We start from the raw sequence: 22,283 nt of genomic DNA on the forward strand, positions 1-22,283 counted from the left end.
ATCCCCGTACAAATTGCTTTAACCAATATCACTTGCCCATTGTAGATATAAAAAACCCTCTAAATAAGCTATTTAGAGGGTTTTTCTTAGAGATTTTTTTGCTAGCTAATGAATTAGTTGTATTCAATAACAAAATCTTCTGTGGCTACGCGTACTTTCGCCATAGGCGCAATCCAATCACGTGCTGGATCTGCAACACCCACGTACATGATTACGATACTTTTTAGCCCCAGTTTCTCTAAACCTAATACCTCGTCAATCAGCTTAGGATCAAAGCCTTCGGCAGGGCAACTATCTACTTTAAGCTCTGCTGCTTGAGCTAACGCAAGTCCCAAGCCAATGTAAGCTTGGCGAGCGATATGTTCAAAATTTTCGTCTGCACTCTTTTTAGCCACACTTGCTTTGAGCATGGAAGTATAGCTATCAAAACGCCCTCTAGGTAAGCCACGCTCATCTGTGGTCATGTCATACACGGTATCAATTTTTTCGGCGCTATAATCCTGCCAACCTGCAAAAACAAGCACGTGAGAACATTCTTTCATGCAGTCAGGATTGAGCGCACCCGCCACTAGCTGCGCTTTGATGGCTTGGTTTTTGACCACGATAACTTTAAAGGGCTGCAATCCCGATGAGGTGGGCGCCAGTCGGGCGGCTTCGATGATTTTGTCGATATTTTCCTGACTCACGCTTTGGTTTGGATCAAAGGCTTTGACGGCATGGCGCCATTGTAAATTTTCAATCAGTGACATGAAATATTCCTAATCTAGTGATAAAACTATAACGATAATAGTAGAGCGATAAAAGTTATTGTCCGAGCCTTTAAAGCAAGCTAAAGAAAGCTCGATGTTACTAATTTTGTCATAGGCTGTTAGAACGCTTGAAAGGCTTTCAACTTGCTCAACAAAACGGTAAATGTGCCCAAATGAGTCTTTGACATTTGAGCACGCCGCTTGCAATGGAAATTATGTTAAATTGATTATGCCACTACTTGGGTATGCAGACGTACGTCAACATTGCCACGCACCGCATTGGAATACGGGCAGACTTTGTCCGTCGTTTCCACCAAGTCTTTCGCTTGTTCTTCGCTGACGCCGCTAAGTTCAATATACAAATCGATGTCAAGCGCATAACCGCCTTGGGTATTCATGCCAAGCCCAACCACTGCTGAGGTTTTTGAGCTGACCCCTTCTAGCTTCATGCGCTGTGCCACATGAGTCAACGCATTGTCAAAACAAGCGGCATAACCCATGGCAAATAATTTTTCTGGGTTGACGCCTGTGCTATTTTGCTCAGGGGATTGTAAATCAAAGCCCAGTGAACCATCTTCTAGTGCAACGTGACCTGAGCGGCCGCCTGTTGAGGTAGCAGTTGGGGTTTTATAAAAAATTTTCATAAGAGTACCTTTTTTTGAATAATTAACTTGCGTGAATAAATGAAAAAATCGGCGATAGGCGTTATAACATTCGCCACAGTATTTAGGTTTTAATGTTTCGTTTGAAACAATTATATTTTACACAATATAATTTTCAGTGCCTAGACAAGGTAATAAAATTCTCACACGCTGCATACAAACTAATAACAAATGACTAAAAATGCTAAATCTAACGATACCCTGACAAGACGCATGATAATAGATAAGACGTAGGCAGATAGCGCTTAAGGCTAAAAATTTGTTTAATGGTTTTTGGGTGATAGATTGTAGGTACACACCTCTGTATGAGTCGAGCAGAGTTTCTGTGCTACTCGTTGTAGCAGATCTATTGCTTCGTCATCTAACTGCATGGCAGCTAACATAGCACTAGGAATGGTAGCGGCTTGGAGTTTTAGGGCATCCCCTTTGGCAGTGAGCGATATTTGTACCACCCGTTCGTCTTGGGTGGCACGCTCGCGATGCACGAAGCCTTTGCTTTCAAGACGCTTTAATAAAGGCGTCAGGGTGCCAGTATCAAGGTCTAAGAAATCGCCCAATGAGCCGACAGTTTGTGGACTTTTTTCCCATAGCACCAGCATGACAAGGTACTGTGGATAGGTCAAATCCAAGGCTTTTAGCAGGGGACGATAGTGGTTAATGATACTTTTTGACAGTGAATAAATGGGAAAACATAACTGGTTACTAAGTTTGAGGGCATCAAGGCTCATCGTATTTTTTGGGACTCTAGAGATGAAAGGGTCATAGACCACTATAGGAAAAAACGCATCTTTGTGCAATCATTAACCACAGTTAGCGGTCTGTACGGTCAAGCAGTTGATAGCCGATGATAGTGCATAATGTGACAAAGATAGCGGGTTAAATGACGGCATTTGTTTTTAAATTCATAATCTTGCATAATGGGTTTGGTATAGTAAAAATCAAGGTGGGGATATGCTAATTGAGCCTTGGCACTGGCTAATTTTGGGGTTAGTGCTGATTATTCTTGAACTATTCTTGACCAGTTTTGTGAGTTTATCGATTGGTGTGGCGGCGATTGTGGTAGCCGCTTTGTCATGGCTATTACCGTTTAGCTGGTTTTTTTGGCTGATGGTATGGCTGATACTGTCGGTGATTTTTACTATCATTGGTTTTAAATTTATCAAGCCGTATATGCAAAATCGTACCACAGCAGGATTGGGTTCGGGGGTTATCATCGGGGAAACAGGCATGATTGTTCAAAGTCCGCAAGCAGATAAATTGGGCAAGATTCGTTTTAGTGTGCCAATTTTTGGGGCGGATGAGTGGGTGTGTCGTAGCTACCAAAGCGCACCGCTGGCAGTTGGCGATAGAGCCATTGTCGTGGATGTCATTGGAAATGAGTTGCTTGTAGAATCCACCAAGCAACAATAAGCATTAATAAGCATCAATAAAGGAATTGTCATGGAAGCGTTGAGCGGTATTGGTATTTTTCTGGTCGCCTTTGTGCTATTTACCCTTTATAAAGGGGTAAAAATCGTACCACAAGGGTTTAAATGGATTGTACAGCGTTTGGGAAAATACCATCAAACCTTAGAGCCTGGGTTGAATTTTATCATTCCTTATGTCGATAACGTGGCGTATAAAGTGACTACCAAAGACATAGTGCTAGATATTCCATCGCAAGAGGTAATCACCCGTGATAACGTCGTGATTATCGCCAATGCAGTGGCGTATATCAATATCGTGCATCCAGAGCGCGCCGTGTATGGTATTGAGAATTATGAGCAGGGCATTCGTAATTTGGTACAAACCTCACTGCGTTCTATCATTGGTGACATGGATTTTGACAGTGCGCTATCATCGCGTGACCAAATCAAAGCCGCGCTAAAAATGTCAATTTCTGATGATATTGCCGATTGGGGAATTACCCTAAAAACCGTGGAAATCCAAGATATTAGCCCATCACCCACCATGCAAATGGCGATGGAAGAACAGGCGGCTGCGGAGCGTCAACGCCGTGCTACAGTGACCAAAGCGGATGGTCAGCGCCAAGCGGCGATTGCAGAAGCTGATGGACGTCTTGAGGCTTCACGGCGTGATGCCGAAGCACAAGTGGTGCTGGCGCGAGGCAGTGAGCAATCAATTCGCTTGATTAGTGAAGCGGTGGGCGAGCGCGAAATTCCGCTGCTATATCTACTAGGTGAGCAGTACATCAAAGCCATGACTGATATGTCAAAATCACCGAATGCCAAAACCGTGGTACTGCCTGCTGATATCTTAAACACAGTACGCGGTATGATGGGGGAAGTGGGCAATAAAATCCACCGTCCTTAAATTTGGCAGCACTTACCTGCTGACTTGAGCCGCTGACTGAAATCGCTGACTGAAACCGCATCACCTTGCGGTTTTTTATTCGCCAAAATTGGGTAATCATGACATTTTAGGATGTACAGTATGCGTGAAATGAAAAATTTACTATTGGTATTACATACCCCATCAGATAATACCCAGCGATTAGCAGAAGTTGCAAAATCCGCCACACAGCTAGCGGATATTGATAACGTCACCGTGATTGTTAAAACACCGTTACAAACCCAAGTGGAAGATGTGTTAAAAGCGGATGCCATTATCATTGGCACGACCGAAAATTTTGGTTCTATGGCGGGACTAACCAAGGATTTTTTTGAGCGAATTTATTACCCGGTGCTTGAGCAAAAACAAGGGCTGCCTGTGGCGTGTTATATCCGTGCTGGGCTCGACGGTACAGGTAGCAAACGCGCGGTAGAGAGTATCGTCACAGGATTGCGTTGGCGCTGGATACAACCGCCCTTGGTATTAAAAGGTGAATGGTCAAGCGCATTTGATGAGCAAGTTGCTGAGCTTACTATGGCGGTCTGTGCGGGTTTATCATTGAATATTTTATAACGGCTTTAACATGATTTCCGAGTAAATTACTCAAGTTTTTTTCCGCGTGATTATCAAGTTTGTTATAATATCAACAATTTCACATTGTATGACACGCTGTAAGGATAGTTATGACCCGTAAGCCTGAACTTTTATGCCCTGCTGGCACTTTTCGTAATATGCAATATGCGTTTGCCTATGGCGCAGATGCCGTCTATGCGGGACAAGCACGCTATAGCTTGCGGGTGCGCAATAATGATTTTGATGAGGAAAATCTTGCCAAAGGGATTGCCTACGCCCATTCACTGGGCAAGCAATTTTATGTCGTGGTCAATATCCAAGCGCATAATGCCAAGCTTAAAACCTTTATCGAAGACATCCGCCCTGTGATTGAGATGAAACCCGATGCACTGATTATGTCAGATGCTGGGATGATTATGATGGTACGTGAAGCCTTTCCAGAGCAGGTAATTCACCTATCGGTGCAGGCGAACGCGGTAAACTGGGCAACGGTCAAGTTTTGGAAACAAATGGGCGTCAGCCGCGTGATTTTGAGTCGCGAGTTGTCACTCAAAGAAATCGAACAAATCATTGCTGAAGTGCCTGATATGGAAATTGAGGTATTTGTGCATGGGGCACTTTGTATGGCCTATTCGGGTCGTTGCTTGCTCTCTGGCTATATCAATAAACGCGATGCCAACCAAGGCACTTGTACCAATGCCTGTCGCTGGTCATACAACACCTATAAAGCAGAAGAAAACGAAACGGGCGATATCGTGCCCACGCAGCCTATCACGCAGCCTGTTGCCCAAGCTATCAATAGCCCCGAAGTTTTTGTTCCTACTCAAGCCACGCAAGAAGACGCCATTCAAACTGTCAATCTAAATGGTGATGTGGTGATGGGCGATGACTATGTACAGCAGCCATCGGATGAAGTGGTACTGATTGAAGAACAAGGTCGCCCAGGCGAATTGATGGCGATGTTTGAAGATGAACATGGCACTTATATTATGAATTCTAAAGACTTACGTGCCGTCGAGCTAGTGCCTGAGCTGACCCAAATGGGCGTGCACTCACTTAAAATCGAAGGCCGTACCAAGTCGCATTATTATGTGGCGCGCACCGCGCAAGTGTATCGCCAAGCGATTGATGATGCCGCAGCTGGTAAGCCATTTGATACCGGCTTAATCACCGCACTCGATGGGCTAGCCAATCGCGGCTATACCGAAGGCTTTTTACGTCGACACGTACATAGTGATTACCAAAACTATGAATATGGGTCATCAAAAACCGATCATCAACAGTTTGTTGCCGAGATTAGCGACATTACCCCAACACGCTTAACCTTAATAATTAAGAATAAATTGATGGTGGGTGATACCATCGAAATCATGACGCCACAGGGTAATTTGAGCTATCCCCTCAAAGAAATGTGGAATAAACAAGGTGAGCCGATTGATGGCGCTTTAGGCTCTGGCTGGGTGTGTCAAATCGCCAATCCGTTTAAAGAGATGCAAGATGATGTGTTGCAATTTGCATTAATCATGAAAAGCGTCAGTGAACCAATTTTTACCTAACTAGGTAGTGTTGTCGCGGTATCAGGCGGGATTTTAAAGCCATTGAGACGACTTTGGCGGGAATTTAGCGGACAATTTTCGGTTTGTTAACGGTAAAGCAATTCACACTCGCGACAGCTGCCATGAGATTTTACATAACTTATGGCAATCTCGAGACTGGCAGTCTCAACCGCTATTGCCTGAGCATGTTCGCTATCACTTTTTCTCACTCACCGAATGTATGATCACTTTGTATTATAAGCATTAACCGATGGCAGATGTCAGGCAGGAGTTGTGGATGCAAGATGACAGTGTATGGTATATGAGGTATGGCATCTGAGTGCGGTGTCAATCGTTAATCGCTAAAGGTATTAATTGCTAAAGGTAAAAACAGACTACAAGACATGGCATTAAAAATCACTTCCGACTGTATCAATTGCGACATTTGTGAGCCTGAATGCCCAAATGAAGCCATTAGCTACGACAATAAAGTACAAAAAACTTACGTCATCAATCCTGACTTGTGCACCGAATGCATCGGGTTCTATGATGAGCCAACCTGCGATAAGGTCTGTCCGATTGATTGCATCATCAAAGACGATGAGCATCCTGAATCGCCCGAACAGCTACTTGCAAAATATAAGCAAATTTGGCAAAAATAATACTAACAAAAAGTTGCGGTAAATGTTGCCAAAACATTTTACTATAAGTTAATCAATTTTTTTTGAAGTGATTACTGGCATTTTTTATCAAAAACAACATTCAAATTGACATTTAAAGTGACATTCATGTTTAAAAAAAATAACAAAGCGACTGACCCTCAAGCACACCAATCGAAGCGCTCACCACAGCCTCGCAAACAAAAAAACAAAGCTAAAAAGCGTCACGTTGTCGCGAAACTCATTGGCGTTGGTCTGACAGCCACAGCGGCAACGGGCGCAACTGCTGTCCTAGGCAGTTATGGCGCATGGCAATATGCCAAGCAGCAGTATAGGGCGCGCCGCTTATATACCCCTGCATTTAGCGGGGTTGTCACCAATCAGCATTTTAAAGGTAAGGTGCACAAGGTCGGTGAGTATTTAACCTTTGTCACCGATGGCGCTACCTATGCGCTCAATGACCCATTACTACGTATCCAATCACTGTATCAGTCCAATAAAACACCTACTGACAATCAAGCCAGTCATCAAACCAAGCTTATGGATTTGGTACATTGTGATGACGTTACCATTGTTGCGGAACTCAGTGAAAAAGGACATTATGGCTATTTAGGGCATTTGGACTATCAGTTAACCGTGGTGGACACCGCAGATGATGCCATGAATTTTTAATGGCGTTTTTTAATAGAGTATAGTATGGCATTCGTGACATACGAATGATTGTACCACCCAAGTTGAACCATCATCAAAGGAGCTGAAGATGACAACAAAATTTATCCCAAAACCCTATCGTATCGAGCGCAATGACTGCCAAGCCATGCTAATTGATATACAAGAAAAACTTGCGCCCCATATTGCCGACCATCGAAAATTACTCAAAAAAACAGCGATTTTGATTCAAGGTCTACAAGCGCTCAATATTCCCATTATGGTTAATGAGCAATATCCCAAAGGACTTGGGCATACTTTGCCAGAGTTGACGCAGTTGCTATCTGAAAAAAATACGCCAGTCTTTGAAAAAACAACCTTTAGCGCCTGTGATACGCCAACCTCTTGGCATCATATCGCCCAGCAAAATCGCAACAATGTGATTTTATTTGGCACAGAAACCCATGTCTGTGTCATGCAGACGGCGTTAGATTTACTCGATAACGGTATGCAGCCCATCATTATCACCGATGCGGTGGGCTCGCGAGACCTGTATGACCGTAAAATTGCGATTCGTCGTATGCGCCGTGCCGGTGCGGTCGTCACCACCACCGAAGCGATTTTATTTGAGCTGTGTCGTAGCTCAGAAGACCCCGCGTTTAAGACGATTTCAGCGCTAGTCAAGTGAATACGACTTAGACCCTGCATGATTAAGAGGTATCTGATGCAACCGCTTATTGATTATCTGTTGGCATTGGATGCCTTAAAATCAGTCAATCGCCGCAACTATACCACTCAACTGTCTAAAGACACGCCACGACGTCTTGAAAACTCAGCCGAGCATTCATGGCATTTGGCGATGGCGTGTTGGGCAGTCGCGCAGCATTTCAACCTGCAGGTCAATCATGAAAAACTGCTCAAACTGGCACTGGTTCATGACTTGGGCGAAATTGAGGCGGGTGACACGTTCTTATACGCTGATAAACGCTCGCAGGCGCATGTTGATGAGCGCATTGGTGTAGAAAAACTAGCAGCAATGCCTGGCAACCCCGTTCCAGAATTGTTAACGCTGTGGGATGAGCAAGAAACAGGTCATAGTGCTGAAAGCAAACTACTTAAAGCAGTAGATAGGCTATTGCCCTTTATGCTCAATATGGTGACAGATGGGGGTGCGTGGACAGATCATCAAGTCAAGCGCTCCCAAGTCGAAGCCGCCCAAGCATTTATCAGAAAGGATTTTCCCATCATTCACGACTGGATAACCGAGCAAATTGCCATTGCGGTACAACAGGGTTGGTTGATTGAGGATTAAATGCTTCAGGGGGTCATATGATTAAAAAATTAGCGATTGCTTTAGGATTGGCTTTAGGTCTTACAGGTATTACCCATGCAGAAGTTTACAAGCTAGACCCAAAATCAACTCAATGCTATCTTTTTAGCCATGATAAATTACAGCAAAAACTCGCTTGCAATATGACAGCCACCGCTGCCACGGGCAAAGTTTGGTGGACGAAGCGAAATTTTAAGCTAGCCAATGGCAAAACTATTAAAACATTTGCCAAAGACACCCAGCGTAAATCCCTATCCAAAACCGATAAAATTTTGATGCCTTTTACTTCAGAGCTAGACAGGGGTGATGACCAAATTAGCATTGCCACCATTAACGATCAACCTGCAATTCGTCAAAACCGCTGGCTAAAAGATTACCGTGTGATGAATTGGGCGGAATTTTGGGGCAATCATACTGAATTATTGCCTAATCAAATGACAGACAGGTTGGCGTGTTTACAATTAGAGAATAAGTCCTTCGAGATTTGCACGCCTTACAATCACAATGATTTTCGTACCGACTGAGCCAAATAAAAAACTAAGCCAAATAAAAAACGTGCGACATAGGCACGTTTTTTAACTCAAGCATTATCAAACAATCTCTGGCGATTGGTTATTATCAATCACTGCCTCATTGACTGTCACGGTTTTGCCAGGTGTCATTGAAGGCAGTTCATACATGGTATCGAGCAGGGCGTTTTCAACAATGGAGCGTAGACCACGCGCGCCGGTACGACGCTTTAAGGCTTGTTTGGCAATCGCCACCAGCGCATCATCGGTAAACGATAACTTCGCATTTTCCATCTCAAACAAGTATTCGTATTGTTTGACTAGCGCATTTTTTGGCTCGGTTAAGATTTGTACCAATGCTTCTTCATCCAATTCTTCCAGTGTCGCCACCACAGGCAGACGACCAATTAACTCTGGAATCAGACCAAATTTAATCAAATCTTCTGGCTCGACTTGCTTGAACAATTCACCGGTTTTTTTGCCACTGTCTTTGGCTTTTACCTCAGCGTTAAAACCGATACCGGTTTTTTCGGTACGCTGTTGAATGACATTGTCGAGACCGGCAAAAGCACCGCCACAAATCACCAAGATATTACTGGTGTCGACTTGAATCATCTCTTGGTTTGGGTGCTTACGACCACCTTGCGGTGGAATATTGGCAACCGTACCTTCAATCAGTTTCAACAGCGCTTGCTGTACGCCTTCACCCGACACATCACGGGTAATCGAAGGGTTTTCGCTTTTACGGCTGATTTTATCAATTTCATCGATATAGATAATGCCTTTTTGCGCTCTCTCGACATCAAACTCTGCCGCTTGTAACAGTTTTTGTACGATGTTTTCCACGTCTTCACCGACATAACCTGCTTCGGTCAAGGTAGTGGCATCGGCGAGCGCAAATGGGACATCAAGTAGGCGGGCAAGGGTCTGCGCCAGTAAGGTTTTGCCAGAGCCCGTTGGACCAATCAGCAAAATATTACTTTTTGATAGCTCAACCATCGCATTATCGGCGCCAAGTGTCGTCAACGCTTTATCTTCACTCAGCTTTTCACTCACCTTTAAGCGTTTGTAGTGATTGTAAACGGCTACCGCCAAAGTTTTTTTGGCTTTATCTTGACCGATGACATACTCATCTAAGTGGCTGCGGATTTCTTTGGGCGTTGGCAATTTGCGCGCTGCCCAGTTTTCACGCTCATTGGTATCACTACCGTCGCTGCCCGATGACTTTGATTCGGCGATTAAATCATCGCACAGTTCAACACACTCATTACAGATATTGGCGTCTTGACCTGCAATTAGCTTTTTGACTTCATGTTTGGCTTTACCACAAAACGAGCAGTGTGGCTCAATGTCATTTTTTGACATAAAAAAACGCTCCTAAAATTATGCTTGTCTTAATTGCTTTGTGATGGTGTAACCTATTAAGCAATGCTTGGACGTTTTTCTAATACTTCATCAATCAGACCGTATTCTTTGGCTTCTTGGGCATCTAGCCAATAGTCACGCTCGACGTCACGGGCGATTTTCTCAAGTGGTTGACCGGTACGTTCTGCCAAGATTTTATTCAAGCGTTCACGGATTTTTAGGATTTCACGCGCATTGATTTCAATATCGGTCGCTTGACCTTGTGCCCCACCTGACGGTTGGTGAATCATCACACGCGCATTGGCTAAAGCATAGCGTTTACCTTTTTCACCCGCCGCGAGTAAGAATGAACCCATGCTATAAGCACCGCCCATACAAATCGTTGACACTTGTGGCTGGATAAAGTTCATAGTGTCAAACACGGCAAGACCTGCACTCACAGAGCCACCTGGTGAATTGATGTACAAGTTAATGTCTTTTTCTGGATTTTCCGCTTCTAGGAACAACAACTGGGCGACAATTAAATTCGCCATGTGGTCTTCAACTTGACCGGCTAAGAACACCACACGCTCACGCAATAGGCGTGAATAGATGTCAAATGAGCGCTCACCGCGAGCCGATTGCTCGACCACCATAGGTACTAAAGCACTTTGTGGTGACAACACGTCACGGGTTACGGTATTTTGGATTTGACTCGTCGCGAAAGGCGAGTCCAAGAATTTTTCTAACATGTTATTGTCCTTTTTAAATATGCAAAAGCCCTTATCGTTTATAAGGGCAATTGGCATAAAAACAAGTTACTAAGCTGACTAAAAATACATTCTTAAATGCCTAAGCTTAAATATCTAAGCTTAAATGCCTAAGAATGGATTAAGCCAATTATTACATCATCGCTTGTTGTTGGCTAGCTAGTAAGTCTTGGTAAGATACTTCAGTATCAGTCACTTTACCTTGAGACAAGATATGATCGACCACTTGATCTTCTAACACCACCGCTTCGATGTTGGCACGTTCTTGCGCATTGTTGGTGTAATAGTCGATAACTTCGTTTGGATCTTCGTAGTTTTCTGCCATTTCGTTGATGTATGTGGTCACACGTTCTTGGTCAACTTCAAGTTTGTTTGACTCAATCAGGCTCGAGACGATGATGCCAAGACGGGCAGCGCGCAGGGCTTGCTCTTCAAATAATTCGTTTGGTAGCATGTCTTTGTTAAAAGTTTTAGGATCGGCACCAAATTGTTGGGCAAAACGGTTTAACATCATGTTACGTTGGCGATCGATTTCTTGCTCAAGCATCGATGCAGGTACGTCGATTTCATTTTTTTCAAGTAGGGCGTTAAATGCCGCTTCTTTCACTTGGTTACGGGCAGCGCTTTTTACTTCGCGCTCCATGTTTTTACGCACGTCTGCTTTAAGTTTGTCTAAGCCGCCTTCTGTTACCCCAAATGCTTCAAGGAACTCATCGTTTAATTCTGGTAATTGTGATTGCTCAACTGATTTGACGTTGATTTTGAACTGTGCTTGTTTGCCTTGTAGGTTTTCGGCTTGGTAATCTTCTGGGAACGTCACATCGATGGTTTTTTCTTCGCCTGCTTTCATGCCTTTGATACCATCTTCAAAGCCTGGAATCATACGACCACTACCTAAGACTAGGCTAAAGTCTTGTGCGCTACCGCCTTCAAATTTTTCACCGTCGATTGAACCTTCAAAGTCAAACTTGACTTGGTCGCCTTCGGCTGCGGCATCATCTTTGGTAACGTAAGTTTGGCGTTGTTTTTGTAGGTTTTCAATCATGGTGTCAACGTCTGCATCGCCCACGTTGGCAACTTGACGCTCAACTTCAATGTCTGATAACCCTTGAACTTCTACTTCTGGGAATACTTCAACCGTTGCTTGATAAACCAAAAAGTCGTTTTCAAGTTTCACGTCATCAATGTTTGGCATACCCACGGCGCGGATGTTTTCTTGACGAATCGCATCAAATACGGTATCGCGAATCACGTCATTGATGACTTCTTGTTGGATACCTGCGCCATATTGAGCGCGAATGTGTGATACGGGCACTTTACCTTTACGGAAACCGTCGATTTTAGCGGTTTTTGCCACTTGATTGATGCGTTTTTCCACACGACCTTGAATGGTTGACACAGGTACTTTAACCGTGAGTTGGGTTTCAAGGTTTGATTTTTTGTTGGTAGTTACTTCTAAGTTAGTAACTGTTGAATCTGACACATTTGAATTTGACATAACAAAACCTTCCATAAAATATCAAAAAAGAGCAGCGTGGGTGCCACTCATAAGGGTAAATAGCGATAAGTTATCAGGCTTTTAAGGTGATTGAAAAAAGCCTATAAAATACGCAATCCAAAATCTGTTGGTTAACGCATGCTAAAAGGCAAAAATTAACCGAAAGTGGTATAGTATAAATTAATCATCTAGTAAAGTAAAAAAATTGTTGCTGTAAAATCTCTGTATCGACTACCTTAGCAGTCACACCCTGTCTATCTGCAAGAGCGTGAGTTGAAAACCTTTACTTCATCAATTGCATTAGCAGTTGCTGCATCGCTTGCCCACGATGACTGATGCGGTTTTTATCGGTCTTTTGCATCTCGGCAGCGCTTTTTTGTACGCTAGGTACCCAAAATAGCGGGTCATAACCAAAACCAAGCTCACCTTGCGGGGCGGGCAAGATTTCACCTTGCCAAATCCCTTGTGCAATGATGGGTAGCGGGTCATCGGCATGGCGCACGAGTGCCAACACGCAAACAAACTGCCCGATAATCGGCTCATTCGTGTGTCTGTGGCGTTCAAGCAGCCGCAATAATTTTTGGTTATTGGCTAAGTCTTTATGCTGGCTAAAGCTGGCTTCATCTTGGGCAAAACGCGCGGAATAAATTCCGGGTTGACCGCCCAAGATAGGTACACATAAACCCGAATCATCAGCAATCGCAGGCAGTCCGCTAATATGGCTGGCATGACGGGCTTTAATCAGCGCGTTTTCAATAAAGCTCAGTCCATCTTCGATCGCATCCTCGATGTCCAATTGCCCTTGTGGGGTGACTGTAATCTCAAGATTGGCTTGTTCAAATAATTGCTTGAATTCCGCGAGTTTGCCTTGGTTATTACTGGCGAGGGCTAATTGGCGGGTAGGAAATATTTGCTTGGGGATAGAAACTGACATACAGACCCACTGTGTATTTTGCATAAAAAACTTGACCTTATCATAGCATAGTTAACAGTGGCTCGCGCTACAAATACTCACATTGCAAAAGCCTTATACCAAACCACTACAGTTTTTTTTCAGTAATTTGCTATCATCAAATAGCAAGTAACGGGTTAAAAATCAGCTTATTAGCATGCACTCATTGATTTTTACCCCACAAGATAATAAATCCCCACTATAGAAACGGTTAAATTCTGCCAATTTTTATGGCAAAATAACCCATGTGTTATGAGGATATTATCAAGGCTAATGATAGCAAGGTTAATAAGCAAAGCTAACGATAGCAAAATTAGTGAGTGGTTTTAACCCTTGATAAAGCTTGATGAAGCATAGATAAATAACATAAACCCAGCCAACTTGCCATTTTGGATATGGTTTTGATATATGCGCTTTTAATACAAAGCTTTTATCATACAAATGGCATGTGGTTACTTTTATCATAAAGTCATCACAACAATAGCGAAGGAAAAAGGAAAACAACATGTCACACATTACATTACCAGATTTACCATACGACAAAAACGCGCTTGAGCCACATATCAGTGCAGAAACCCTAGAATTCCACCATGACAAACACCATGCAGCGTATGTCAACAAACTAAATGAGCTACTACCAGGTTCAGGTCTTGAAGGTAAAGAGCTAGATGAAATCATCAAAGCCACCGCAGATGATAGTAGCAAAGCCACCATCTTTAACCAAGCGGCACAAGTTTGGAACCATACTTTTTACTGGAACTGCCTAACTGCCAATGGTGGCGGTGAGCCAACAGGCGATCTAAAAGCCAAAATCGAAGAAGCATTTGGCTCGTATGCAAAATTCCGTGAAGAATTCAAAAACGCGGCTGTAAGCCAATTTGGTTCAGGTTGGGCATGGTTAGTGGCTGACAGCGTTGGTGGTAAATTATCAATCATTAAGACTGCAAACGCAGACACCCCATTAGCCCATAACCAAGTTGCGGTATTGACTTGTGACGTGTGGGAGCATGCTTACTACATCGACTACCGTAATCGTCGTCCAGACTACGTTGACACCTTCCTAGATAAACTTGTCAACTGGGATTACGCAAACGCCAAATACAAAGGTCAACCAGCTGGCGTAGAAAAATAATCGCCTATCTTGGCTTCTTTAAGCCCTTTAGTCGTTTAAAAAAAGCCGAATCAATTTCGGCTTTTTTTTATTAACAGACACTAAAAGTAAACGTTATTAATTCTATAGCAAGCCTTTCGTTGTTTGCCACATTGGTGCTAATTAACCTATCGCAAGCAAACTATAAACGTGCAATTTAGGCTAGACCCACCTATCAATCTACTATCAGCTAAACGCATTGTTTAAATAAAAAATACAGACAAAAAAGGCGAGTATTTAATAGCTCGCCTAATTTATTTGCACATTTGTGGTGACGATAAAGCTGTGTTAAGAGACTTGCACAGGAATCACGTTGGCAGTGTCTTTAACAATATTACCTTCATCAAGGTAAACCAAGCGTGGATGATGGTTGTCGGCTTCTTTCTCATCCATTTGCGCGTAAGCAGCGATAATTACCACATCGCCTAAATCCGCCATGTGAGCGGCTGCTCCGTTGAGCGAAATCATTTTTGAGCCTGCTTCTGCACGAATCGCATAGGTGCGAAAGCGTTTACCATTGTTGACATTGTAAATGTCGATTGATTCGTTCTCACGGATACCCGCCAAGTCGAGTAACTCGCTATCAATGCCACATGAGCCTTCGTAGTGAAGTTCACAATGGGTCACACGCGCGCGGTGAAGTTTGGCTTTTAATAGGGTTAATAACATGATCGTTCCTTACCTTGTCAGGTTAACGCGATGCGCGTCATTGTGGTAAAAGTGAGCAGGCTAGTCATGAGAGGCTGTTAACCAACTCGATAAAATTTAAACATGATTGAAATCTAAGGTGAGAAATTCATCCATCTTGCAATCAATATATGGAAGGAAAATAAAAGTTCAAGGATAGACCCTAAGATTTATCAATCTTGTCCTTTGGTTAGGCATGAGGTAGTTTAAAACTATTGATGGCTTGCTGGGCTTTGGCTAAGTCACCTGTCACCAAGTCGGGCAGGGTACGCATGGCAGCATCTAGCATACTGTCAAATGCGATTTGCTCATCAGCGGTCGGTTTGCCAAGCACATAACCCGATACTTTGGACTTATGTCCTGGATGACCAATCCCCAAACGTAAACGGTGAAAATCCGCGCCGATATGCGGCACGATATCACGCAGTCCATTATGACCGCCATGACCACCGCCTGTTTTTAAGCGCATACGACCCACATCAAGGTCAAGCTCATCATGAACAATCAGCAGTTCGTCATTGTGGATGCCATAAAAACTCACCATCGGCACCACCGCTTCCCCTGATTTATTCATAAAAGTATGCGGTAACAATAAGCGTATATCCATGCCATACACTACGCCACGTCCAACCAAACCATGAAATTTTTTATCCAACGTCATGGTGATGTTAAACGTCTCGCTCATACGCTCCACAAACCAAAAGCCAGCATTATGCCGTGTTTGGGCATACTGCTGACCTGGGTTGCCAAGTCCGACAATCAGTTTAAGTTTTGACACGCTGATTATTCCAACTTAAGCGGCAAATGACAAATGATTATTCATCATCAGATTTTGGGGCATCATGGGTGTCATCTTGTGCTTGAAGCTTGCGTGCTTCTTCGTCACCTTCAGGATCACGAGTACCGGCAGCTTCTTCATTTGCTTCTGGCTCGATTGGCTCTTCAACTTCCACCGTTGGCGCTTGCATAGTAGCCACAGTACGGTTAAACGGTTCAGTCACTTCAAGCTCACGAATGGCAACGCCTTCAGGTAACTGGATATCTAACAAGTGAATCGAATCACCGACGTTCATGCCAGATACATCTACTGTCAAGTATTCTGGGATTTTTGAAGGAATGGCAGTGATTTCAAGTTCAGTGGCATTCGATACAAAGATACCGCCTGCTTTATGACCTGGTGCATCTTCAGCGCCTACATAGTGTACAGGAACAGTGATGTGCATCGCTTGACCACGGACGATACGTTGGAAGTCAGCGTGCATTGGGGTGTTTTTAGCTGGATGACGTTGTAGTGCTTTAATCACCACTTCTTCCGTACCTTGACCTTCTACGTTGATGGTCAAAATGTGAGAGAAGAAACTTTCTGTTTCAAGTGATTTAATCAATTCATTGTAACGGATAGCAATAGAGGCTGGCTCTTTGTCCGCACCGTATACGATTGCTGGTACTAGGTTTTGTTTACGAAGGCGGCGGCTCGCACCTTTACCTTGTAACTCGTCGCCACGTACAACAGCGTTTAATTCAAAAGTTTGGTTACTCATGGGAGTTTCCTTGGGTTAGGCTAGTCATGGGTGCCTTGTCAGTATGGCTTGGCTTTTTGCCTTTATTTACAAAGCTCTACTTACAAAGCCTTAGTTAAAAAGATTGGCAAGTGACTAGCGAGTGAAAAAAAGCATAAATTTGCGACCAATTTATGCGTTATGCGCCACTTTTTTAAAAAATGGCAAAACTTTAACAATTATTTTGCAAATAGCAAGTTAAGAATAGCAATATGGACGGAACCAATAAGCTCGCATCTTACATGTTGGCTAGTATTGCCTAAAATCACCTACATAATATCAAACATCGCACTTAATGATTCTTCATTGTTGATACGACGTAGCGCTTCAGCCAGCATAGGCGCAATGGTCACTTGGCGAATTTTGCCCGTGTTTTTTGCGGCATCTGACAGTGGGATAGTATCGGTTACAACAAGTTCATCAAGCACTGACGCTGCAATTGTTTGGATTGCTTTACCTGACAATACAGGGTGAGTGATGTAACCCACCACCCGGCGCGCGCCACGTTCTTTTAATGCGGCGGCGGCTTTGCACAGGGTACCTGCGGTATCCACCATATCATCGATAATCACGCAATCACGGTCTTTAACATCACCGATGATATGCATCACTTCTGATTCATTGGCTTTGGCGCGGCGTTTATCGATAATGGCCATGTCGGCATCGCCTAACTGTTTTGCCATTGCACGGGCACGCACCACACCGCCCACGTCAGGAGATACCACCATCAAGTTATCGTATTTTTGCTCACGCAAATCTTTAAATAAAACCGGCGTACCGTAAATATTGTCTACAGGGATATCAAAGAAACCTTGAATCTGGTCTGAGTGCAAATCCACGGTAACGACACGGTCAATGCTCACGATATTGAGCATATCAGCGACCACTTTTGCTGAGATAGGGACACGCGCTGAGCGAGGACGACGGTCTTGACGCGCATAACCAAAATAGGGCATCACTGCCGTAATACGACCTGCACTGGCACGACGCAAGGCATCTGCCATTACCATGATTTCCATCAAATTGTCATTGGTCGGTGAGCAAGTTGATTGTAGGATAAAGACGTCTTTACCACGTACATTCTCTTGGATTTCAACCGCGACTTCACCATCCGAAAAACGCGTCACATCGGCACGTCCCAGCGGAATATGTAAGTGATTGGTGACATTTTTTGCCAATTCTGGATGGGCATTTCCGGTAAAAATTGCCAAATAAGGCATATGCGAGTCCTATTTTTCTAGACCAACGACGGTTTCATTAAACAAAAAAAACTCATCAACTAACTTTTACAATTAGGATGAGAAAAACGTCATTACGTCAACTACTAAAAATGGGTTAGTAAAGAAAATGGCAGGGGTAGCTGGACTCGAACCAACGAATGCCAGGATCAAAACCTGGTGCCTTACCAACTTGGCGATACCCCTGTGACGGTGCGAACTATACCGATTTTAGGCAATTTTGTCAATGTAAAATGTCTTGAACAGCGCAGATTTTATGACAAAATTTTTACTACGTGATGCACAAGAAAATCTGTACATCTTTGAATATGGCAGGGGTAGCTGGACTCGAACCAACGGATGCCAGGATCAAAACCTGGTGCCTTACCAACTTGGCGATACCCCTGTATTGGAAGCGATATTTTAACCAAAAAACATAAAATTGCAAGCTTTTTTTGGGCATAAACACCAAAATTTTTGCAATCGTTGATTTTCCAAAATTTTGTTACAGCGTATGCACCCAATACGCGTGAAAAGGTGATGATTGTAGCCAGTGTTTGATGGTGTTTTTATCAAAATCGCTAGGTACTGGCAAAAACACACAGCTCCCTGAGCCCGTCATGCGCGGTGTGGTGTGGGTGTTGGTGGCAAGCGTCCTTAAAACCTTCATCGCGGCGTTGACGTCTGCAGATAAGGCACATACCACAGGTTCAAAAACATTGGTAAAGCCATCGGTTAACTCATTGGTAAAGGCATGACAGTGGCTTTGCAAATAGTCATGAGAAAGGCTTGCACAGTCCCGTTTTAGCAGCGGGTGGGCAAAAAGTTCAGCCGTGCTGATATGGGCATCGGGTTTTAACAATAAAAATTGCTGCGCAGGCAAGTCAATCGGTGTTAAAACCTCGCCAATGCCTTCTGCAATGGCGTCTTTGCCAAAAATAAATATCGGTACATCTGCGCCCAGTTTTGCGCCAATAAGGCGTAGCTGCTCATTGCTCAATCCTAGTTGCCATAAGGTATTGAGCGTCATCAGGGCTGTCGCACAATTAGACGAACCCCCGCCCAAGCCTGCCCCCATCGGAATGTGTTTATCGAGGTGAATATCAACAATCGGTAATTGGGCGATTTGCGAGTCATTCAAGATTTGATGATTTTTGGCAAAAGCTAATAAGGCAATGGCCGCTTTAATAATCAGATTGTCGGCAGGGTTGTCGGTGACGTGCTCGGCATTGGTAAGGGTGACGGGCAAATTGTCGCCAATGGTTTTATCCGTATGACTAAAAGTGAGCGTATCGTACAAATCTATCAGCCGAAATACGGTTTGTAGATTGTGATAGCCGTCGGGACGTTTACCGGTAATATGTAAAAATAGATTGATTTTGGCAGGGGATTGTTGGGTAAGGGTCGGCATATTTTTATAATGAATGACAGGTTGGCTTGAAATTTTAACATATCAATTTGCATTGAAGTTCATTGAAAGGATAAAAATCGGCTGTGTTATAATGCCTTTCCTTTTTGATTCGATGTTCAAATTTAAAAAATGCCTCAACTTAAACCTTTTCTAAAATGGGCTGGTGGTAAATCACAACTCATCGGTGATATACAAGCACGTTTGCCAAATTATACAGCCAATCAAGATTTCTGTATGATTGAGCCATTTTTGGGCGGGGGTGCGGTCAGTTTTTGGGCATTATCTAACTTAAAGTATCTAAAAAAACTTATTATTAATGACTTTAATGAAGATCTAATAAATGTCTATCAGGTTATCAAGGCAGATGTTCAACAGTTAATGATTGAGTTAGATAACTTGCAAAAAGAGTATGATAGGTTGTTAGATAAAGATGCAAAAACGCCTTATTTTTATGCTAAACGTGCAAGTTTCAATCAAAGAAATCTTGATCCAGTGAAGCAAGCCAGTTTATTTATATTTTTGAATAAAGCCAGTTTTAATGGGCTATATCGAGTTAATAAAAAAAATCAGTTTAATGTGCCAATAGGTAGTTATAAAAGACCGATTTTTTTGGATAAAGCATTATTACTTGCAGTCTCTGACGCGTTGCAAAAAGTCGTGATTTTACAGGGTGACTACGAGCAAACGATTAAAGCGCTACCAAACAACTTACCTTGCTGGTTTTATCTTGATCCACCTTATCGCCCGATTAGCGAAACAGCAAGTTTTACTGCGTATTCTCATCAAGTTTTTGATGATAGTGAGCAACGTCGGCTACATGAATTTTGCCAAAAAATTGATAAATTGGGGCATCAGTTTTTATTAAGTAATTCTGACCCAACGACGCACAGCGAGTATGATGATTTCTTCGACATACTCTATCAAGATTTTAATATCGAGCGAGTAACGGCTAATCGTGCTATTGGGGCAAAATCAACCAGTCGCCAAGCCGTCAATGAATTATTAATACGGAATTATTAGTTATGGATAGTCAATTGTTTGCAGATGAACATTTTAAAAAGTTCATTGAGACACTAAATTTAAAAGGTATCACTCAGTTTGATTATTTTGTGAACTGGGGAAAGGTGTTTAAAAATATTACCCCAATCGAAAAAGAGCTGAATTTGTTAAACACTGCCATTGGTAAAGAAGATATCGAAGCGGCATTGTTCGATATTCTTAAGACTTATCCGAAGACAATTAAGACAGTACCCACTCTTTTGGCAATTCGAGACAAATCAATTGAAGTTTTGATTGATAGCACGGCTTTTATTTATAAAAATTTTGATTTTAATTTAAAAGAAGTCACAGATGAAAAAATTCACGATGTGGTAAATCTCTTGGTCGAAAGTGGTTTTGCGGAATTGATCAAAACCAAGCAAATTAAAAGTATCCCTGACTATTGTATTGGTGTAGAAGTTGGACTTGATTCCAACGGTCGAAAAAATCGTGGTGGTACATCGATGGAAAAACTCGTTGAATCCTTTGTCGCCATATTTTGTCATGAACACAATTTAGCTTATTTGGCTCAAGCCAATGCTAAGAAAATTAAAGACGTTTGGGACATGGATATTGCTGTCGACAAATCTTCGAGAATCATCGATTTTGTAATCAAAAAAGATGGGCAGTTATTTTTTATCGAGTGCAATTTTTATGGCGGTGGTGGCTCAAAGTTAAAATCCACCGCAACTGAATATATCGAAATGAGCCGATTTTGGGAGGCTCAGGAGGTTACTTTTATTTGGGTGACCGATGGGAAAGGTTGGCTGACAACTAAAAATCCATTACAAGACTATTTTGAACGCAACAATATTTTGCTCAATATTGAAATGTTAAAAGATGATTATTTGGGTAAAATTTTATTCCCAAACAATCTTATTAAGTAAGTCAGCAACATTAAAAAAGTAGTCCGATTGATTATCTCGAATATATTGTAATGGGTCTTTATATTTAGGCTTATCAAACCATTCGCTTAGTAAGTAATAAAAATGAACTTGTTTTCCTAAAGGGGTAAACATTTTCTGATATTGCTGGGTTTTAAAAGGAAAAGTTGTCAGTTTCTCATCAACTGACCCGCCTGTATTTTGAAACTTTTTCTCTATGATATAACATGACTTTTGGGTAATTAATACATCATCAGGCAATAATTGAGAGCTAATAAAATCTTGCCAATTTATTTGATTAAGCAATAAGTAATTTTTGTACAAGCCATACTTAGAAAAATGTTCAGCGACCAAAATATTTTTCAAATAAATTTTATTATTTACCGTATGAAAATTAGGTAGAGCATCAATCACTGTCAAAAGATCCATGTTTCTTTCAAAGGTTAGACCATTAATATTGGTTTGTGCCCCACCGCCAAAACTATTAGGCTGTCTTGCCATTATTTATCCTAAAAATCAAATAATTCACTTAACGACAAATCAAACGCGTTAGCAAAAATCTCAATATTGACTAACGCAGGATTTCGCTCGCCACGTTCGACCATGCCAATATAGTTACGATGAAACCCTGTCAGTTCTGCTAACTGCTCTTGACTGAGATTTTTAGCTTTGCGCAGTTGGCGAATTTTTTGCCCAAACTTGATTAAAATGTCATTTTCCATTGCGTTATTCTCACTGATTGATTAAAATTAACTACACACAATAAGTGTTATTTTG

26 protein-coding genes and 2 tRNA genes are annotated in these 22,283 nt (G+C 42.5%); 12 read left to right on the top strand and 16 right to left on the bottom strand.

Annotation, left to right across the window (positions count from 1 at the left end):
• Positions 1–113: 113 nt before the first annotated feature.
• From ACH0AB_RS08820 to ACH0AB_RS08830, 3 genes are all read right to left on the bottom strand, one after another.
• Positions 114–749 carry a nitroreductase family protein gene (locus ACH0AB_RS08820; protein WP_065254084.1) on the bottom strand — a complete coding sequence of 212 codons (636 nt, stop codon included), beginning with the start codon at positions 747–749 and terminating at the stop codon, positions 114–116.
• 227 nt (positions 750–976) lie between these two features.
• Positions 977–1,393, bottom strand: a complete 417-nt coding sequence (locus ACH0AB_RS08825) for an Ohr family peroxiredoxin (protein ID WP_007117263.1) — start codon at positions 1,391–1,393, stop codon at positions 977–979.
• 281 nt (positions 1,394–1,674) lie between these two features.
• Positions 1,675–2,139 carry a MarR family winged helix-turn-helix transcriptional regulator gene (locus tag ACH0AB_RS08830; protein WP_007117262.1) on the bottom strand — a complete coding sequence of 155 codons (465 nt, stop codon included), beginning with the start codon at positions 2,137–2,139 and terminating at the stop codon, positions 1,675–1,677.
• 223 nt (positions 2,140–2,362) lie between these two features.
• Here ACH0AB_RS08830 and ACH0AB_RS08835 point away from each other — a divergent pair, with 223 nt between their 5' ends.
• The 9 genes from ACH0AB_RS08835 (at position 2,363) to ACH0AB_RS08875 (ending at position 9,011) form a co-directional block, all read left to right on the top strand.
• Positions 2,363–2,821 carry an NfeD family protein gene (locus ACH0AB_RS08835; RefSeq protein WP_159675788.1) on the top strand — a complete coding sequence of 153 codons (459 nt, stop codon included), beginning with the start codon at positions 2,363–2,365 and terminating at the stop codon, positions 2,819–2,821.
• Between the two features lie 30 nt (positions 2,822–2,851).
• Entirely contained in the window at positions 2,852–3,724 is an 873-nt protein-coding gene (locus ACH0AB_RS08840; RefSeq protein WP_095356726.1) for an SPFH domain-containing protein, read from the top strand.
• Between the two features lie 120 nt (positions 3,725–3,844).
• Positions 3,845–4,315, top strand: coding sequence for a flavodoxin family protein (locus ACH0AB_RS08845; RefSeq protein WP_007117258.1), 471 nt, complete (start codon positions 3,845–3,847; stop codon positions 4,313–4,315).
• Positions 4,316–4,425: 110 nt separating this feature from the next.
• On the top strand, positions 4,426–5,871 hold the full coding sequence (gene trhP / locus ACH0AB_RS08850) for a prephenate-dependent tRNA uridine(34) hydroxylase TrhP (protein ID WP_007117257.1): 1,446 nt from the start codon (positions 4,426–4,428) through the stop codon (positions 5,869–5,871).
• Positions 5,872–6,254: 383 nt separating this feature from the next.
• A complete protein-coding gene (locus tag ACH0AB_RS08855; RefSeq protein ID WP_050324926.1) occupies positions 6,255–6,512 on the top strand; it encodes a YfhL family 4Fe-4S dicluster ferredoxin in 258 nt (85 codons plus the stop codon).
• A 126-nt stretch (positions 6,513–6,638) separates the two neighbouring features.
• Positions 6,639–7,181: a hypothetical protein gene (locus tag ACH0AB_RS08860; RefSeq protein ID WP_007117255.1), complete on the top strand. Its 543-nt coding sequence runs from the start codon at positions 6,639–6,641 to the stop codon at positions 7,179–7,181.
• Between the two features lie 88 nt (positions 7,182–7,269).
• Complete coding sequence (locus ACH0AB_RS08865) at positions 7,270–7,845, top strand: hydrolase (protein WP_159675793.1); 576 nt, start codon at positions 7,270–7,272, stop codon at positions 7,843–7,845.
• A 36-nt stretch (positions 7,846–7,881) separates the two neighbouring features.
• On the top strand, positions 7,882–8,469 hold the full coding sequence (locus tag ACH0AB_RS08870) for an HD domain-containing protein (RefSeq protein ID WP_406877949.1): 588 nt from the start codon (positions 7,882–7,884) through the stop codon (positions 8,467–8,469).
• Between the two features lie 17 nt (positions 8,470–8,486).
• Entirely contained in the window at positions 8,487–9,011 is a 525-nt protein-coding gene (locus ACH0AB_RS08875) for a hypothetical protein (RefSeq protein WP_406877950.1), read from the top strand.
• A 66-nt stretch (positions 9,012–9,077) separates the two neighbouring features.
• On the opposite strand, the gene clpX is transcribed toward ACH0AB_RS08875, so the two are convergent.
• From clpX to rdgB, 4 genes are all read right to left on the bottom strand, one after another.
• Positions 9,078–10,361 (bottom strand): ATP-dependent protease ATP-binding subunit ClpX, encoded by a 1,284-nt coding sequence (gene clpX / locus ACH0AB_RS08880; protein WP_309593203.1) that lies wholly within the window; start codon positions 10,359–10,361, stop codon positions 9,078–9,080.
• A gap of 56 nt (positions 10,362–10,417) precedes the next feature.
• On the bottom strand, positions 10,418–11,092 hold the full coding sequence (gene clpP, locus ACH0AB_RS08885; protein WP_257620036.1) for an ATP-dependent Clp endopeptidase proteolytic subunit ClpP: 675 nt from the start codon (positions 11,090–11,092) through the stop codon (positions 10,418–10,420).
• A 151-nt stretch (positions 11,093–11,243) separates the two neighbouring features.
• Positions 11,244–12,608 (bottom strand): trigger factor, encoded by a 1,365-nt coding sequence (tig, locus tag ACH0AB_RS08890; RefSeq protein WP_406877951.1) that lies wholly within the window; start codon positions 12,606–12,608, stop codon positions 11,244–11,246.
• Positions 12,609–12,891: 283 nt separating this feature from the next.
• The gene (gene rdgB / locus ACH0AB_RS08895) at positions 12,892–13,542 is read right to left on the bottom strand and encodes an RdgB/HAM1 family non-canonical purine NTP pyrophosphatase (protein ID WP_406877952.1); all 651 of its coding nucleotides are present in this window, start codon (positions 13,540–13,542) and stop codon (positions 12,892–12,894) included.
• Between the two features lie 523 nt (positions 13,543–14,065).
• Between rdgB and ACH0AB_RS08900 the strand changes: the two genes are divergently transcribed.
• Positions 14,066–14,692: a superoxide dismutase gene (locus ACH0AB_RS08900; protein ID WP_406877953.1), complete on the top strand. Its 627-nt coding sequence runs from the start codon at positions 14,066–14,068 to the stop codon at positions 14,690–14,692.
• A gap of 306 nt (positions 14,693–14,998) precedes the next feature.
• On the opposite strand, the gene panD is transcribed toward ACH0AB_RS08900, so the two are convergent.
• The 7 genes from panD to ispE form a co-directional block, all read right to left on the bottom strand.
• On the bottom strand, positions 14,999–15,379 hold the full coding sequence (panD, locus tag ACH0AB_RS08905) for an aspartate 1-decarboxylase (RefSeq protein ID WP_036589204.1): 381 nt from the start codon (positions 15,377–15,379) through the stop codon (positions 14,999–15,001).
• Between the two features lie 208 nt (positions 15,380–15,587).
• On the bottom strand, positions 15,588–16,175 hold the full coding sequence (pth, locus tag ACH0AB_RS08910) for an aminoacyl-tRNA hydrolase (RefSeq protein WP_312524136.1): 588 nt from the start codon (positions 16,173–16,175) through the stop codon (positions 15,588–15,590).
• Between the two features lie 37 nt (positions 16,176–16,212).
• Positions 16,213–16,938, bottom strand: a complete 726-nt coding sequence (locus ACH0AB_RS08915) for a 50S ribosomal protein L25/general stress protein Ctc (protein ID WP_007117245.1) — start codon at positions 16,936–16,938, stop codon at positions 16,213–16,215.
• A 287-nt stretch (positions 16,939–17,225) separates the two neighbouring features.
• The gene (locus tag ACH0AB_RS08920) at positions 17,226–18,176 is read right to left on the bottom strand and encodes a ribose-phosphate pyrophosphokinase (protein ID WP_007117244.1); all 951 of its coding nucleotides are present in this window, start codon (positions 18,174–18,176) and stop codon (positions 17,226–17,228) included.
• A gap of 128 nt (positions 18,177–18,304) precedes the next feature.
• Positions 18,305–18,380 (bottom strand) — tRNA-Gln (locus ACH0AB_RS08925).
• A gap of 123 nt (positions 18,381–18,503) precedes the next feature.
• Positions 18,504–18,579, bottom strand: a tRNA-Gln gene (locus tag ACH0AB_RS08930).
• A 99-nt stretch (positions 18,580–18,678) separates the two neighbouring features.
• A complete protein-coding gene (gene ispE / locus ACH0AB_RS08935; RefSeq protein ID WP_406877954.1) occupies positions 18,679–19,584 on the bottom strand; it encodes a 4-(cytidine 5'-diphospho)-2-C-methyl-D-erythritol kinase in 906 nt (301 codons plus the stop codon).
• A 129-nt stretch (positions 19,585–19,713) separates the two neighbouring features.
• Here ispE and ACH0AB_RS08940 point away from each other — a divergent pair, with 129 nt between their 5' ends.
• Both ACH0AB_RS08940 and ACH0AB_RS08945 read left to right on the top strand, forming a co-directional pair.
• On the top strand, positions 19,714–20,604 hold the full coding sequence (locus tag ACH0AB_RS08940; protein WP_050324937.1) for a DNA adenine methylase: 891 nt from the start codon (positions 19,714–19,716) through the stop codon (positions 20,602–20,604).
• Positions 20,605–20,606: 2 nt separating this feature from the next.
• Positions 20,607–21,509, top strand: coding sequence for a type II restriction endonuclease (locus ACH0AB_RS08945; RefSeq protein ID WP_007117240.1), 903 nt, complete (start codon positions 20,607–20,609; stop codon positions 21,507–21,509).
• Here the strand turns inward: ACH0AB_RS08945 and ACH0AB_RS08950 are convergent.
• Positions 21,483–22,007: a hypothetical protein gene (locus tag ACH0AB_RS08950; RefSeq protein WP_282850437.1), complete on the bottom strand. Its 525-nt coding sequence runs from the start codon at positions 22,005–22,007 to the stop codon at positions 21,483–21,485. The two genes, ACH0AB_RS08945 and ACH0AB_RS08950, sit on opposite strands and share 27 nt — an antisense overlap.
• 8 nt (positions 22,008–22,015) lie before the next feature.
• Positions 22,016–22,228, bottom strand: a complete 213-nt coding sequence (locus ACH0AB_RS08955; protein ID WP_007117238.1) for a helix-turn-helix domain-containing protein — start codon at positions 22,226–22,228, stop codon at positions 22,016–22,018.
• Between the last annotated feature and the right edge of the window lie 55 nt (positions 22,229–22,283).

The sequence above is a fragment of the Moraxella sp. 179-F 1C4 NHS genome, from assembly GCF_045370505.1.
GTDB lineage: Bacteria > Pseudomonadota > Gammaproteobacteria > Pseudomonadales > Moraxellaceae > Faucicola > Faucicola tetraodonis.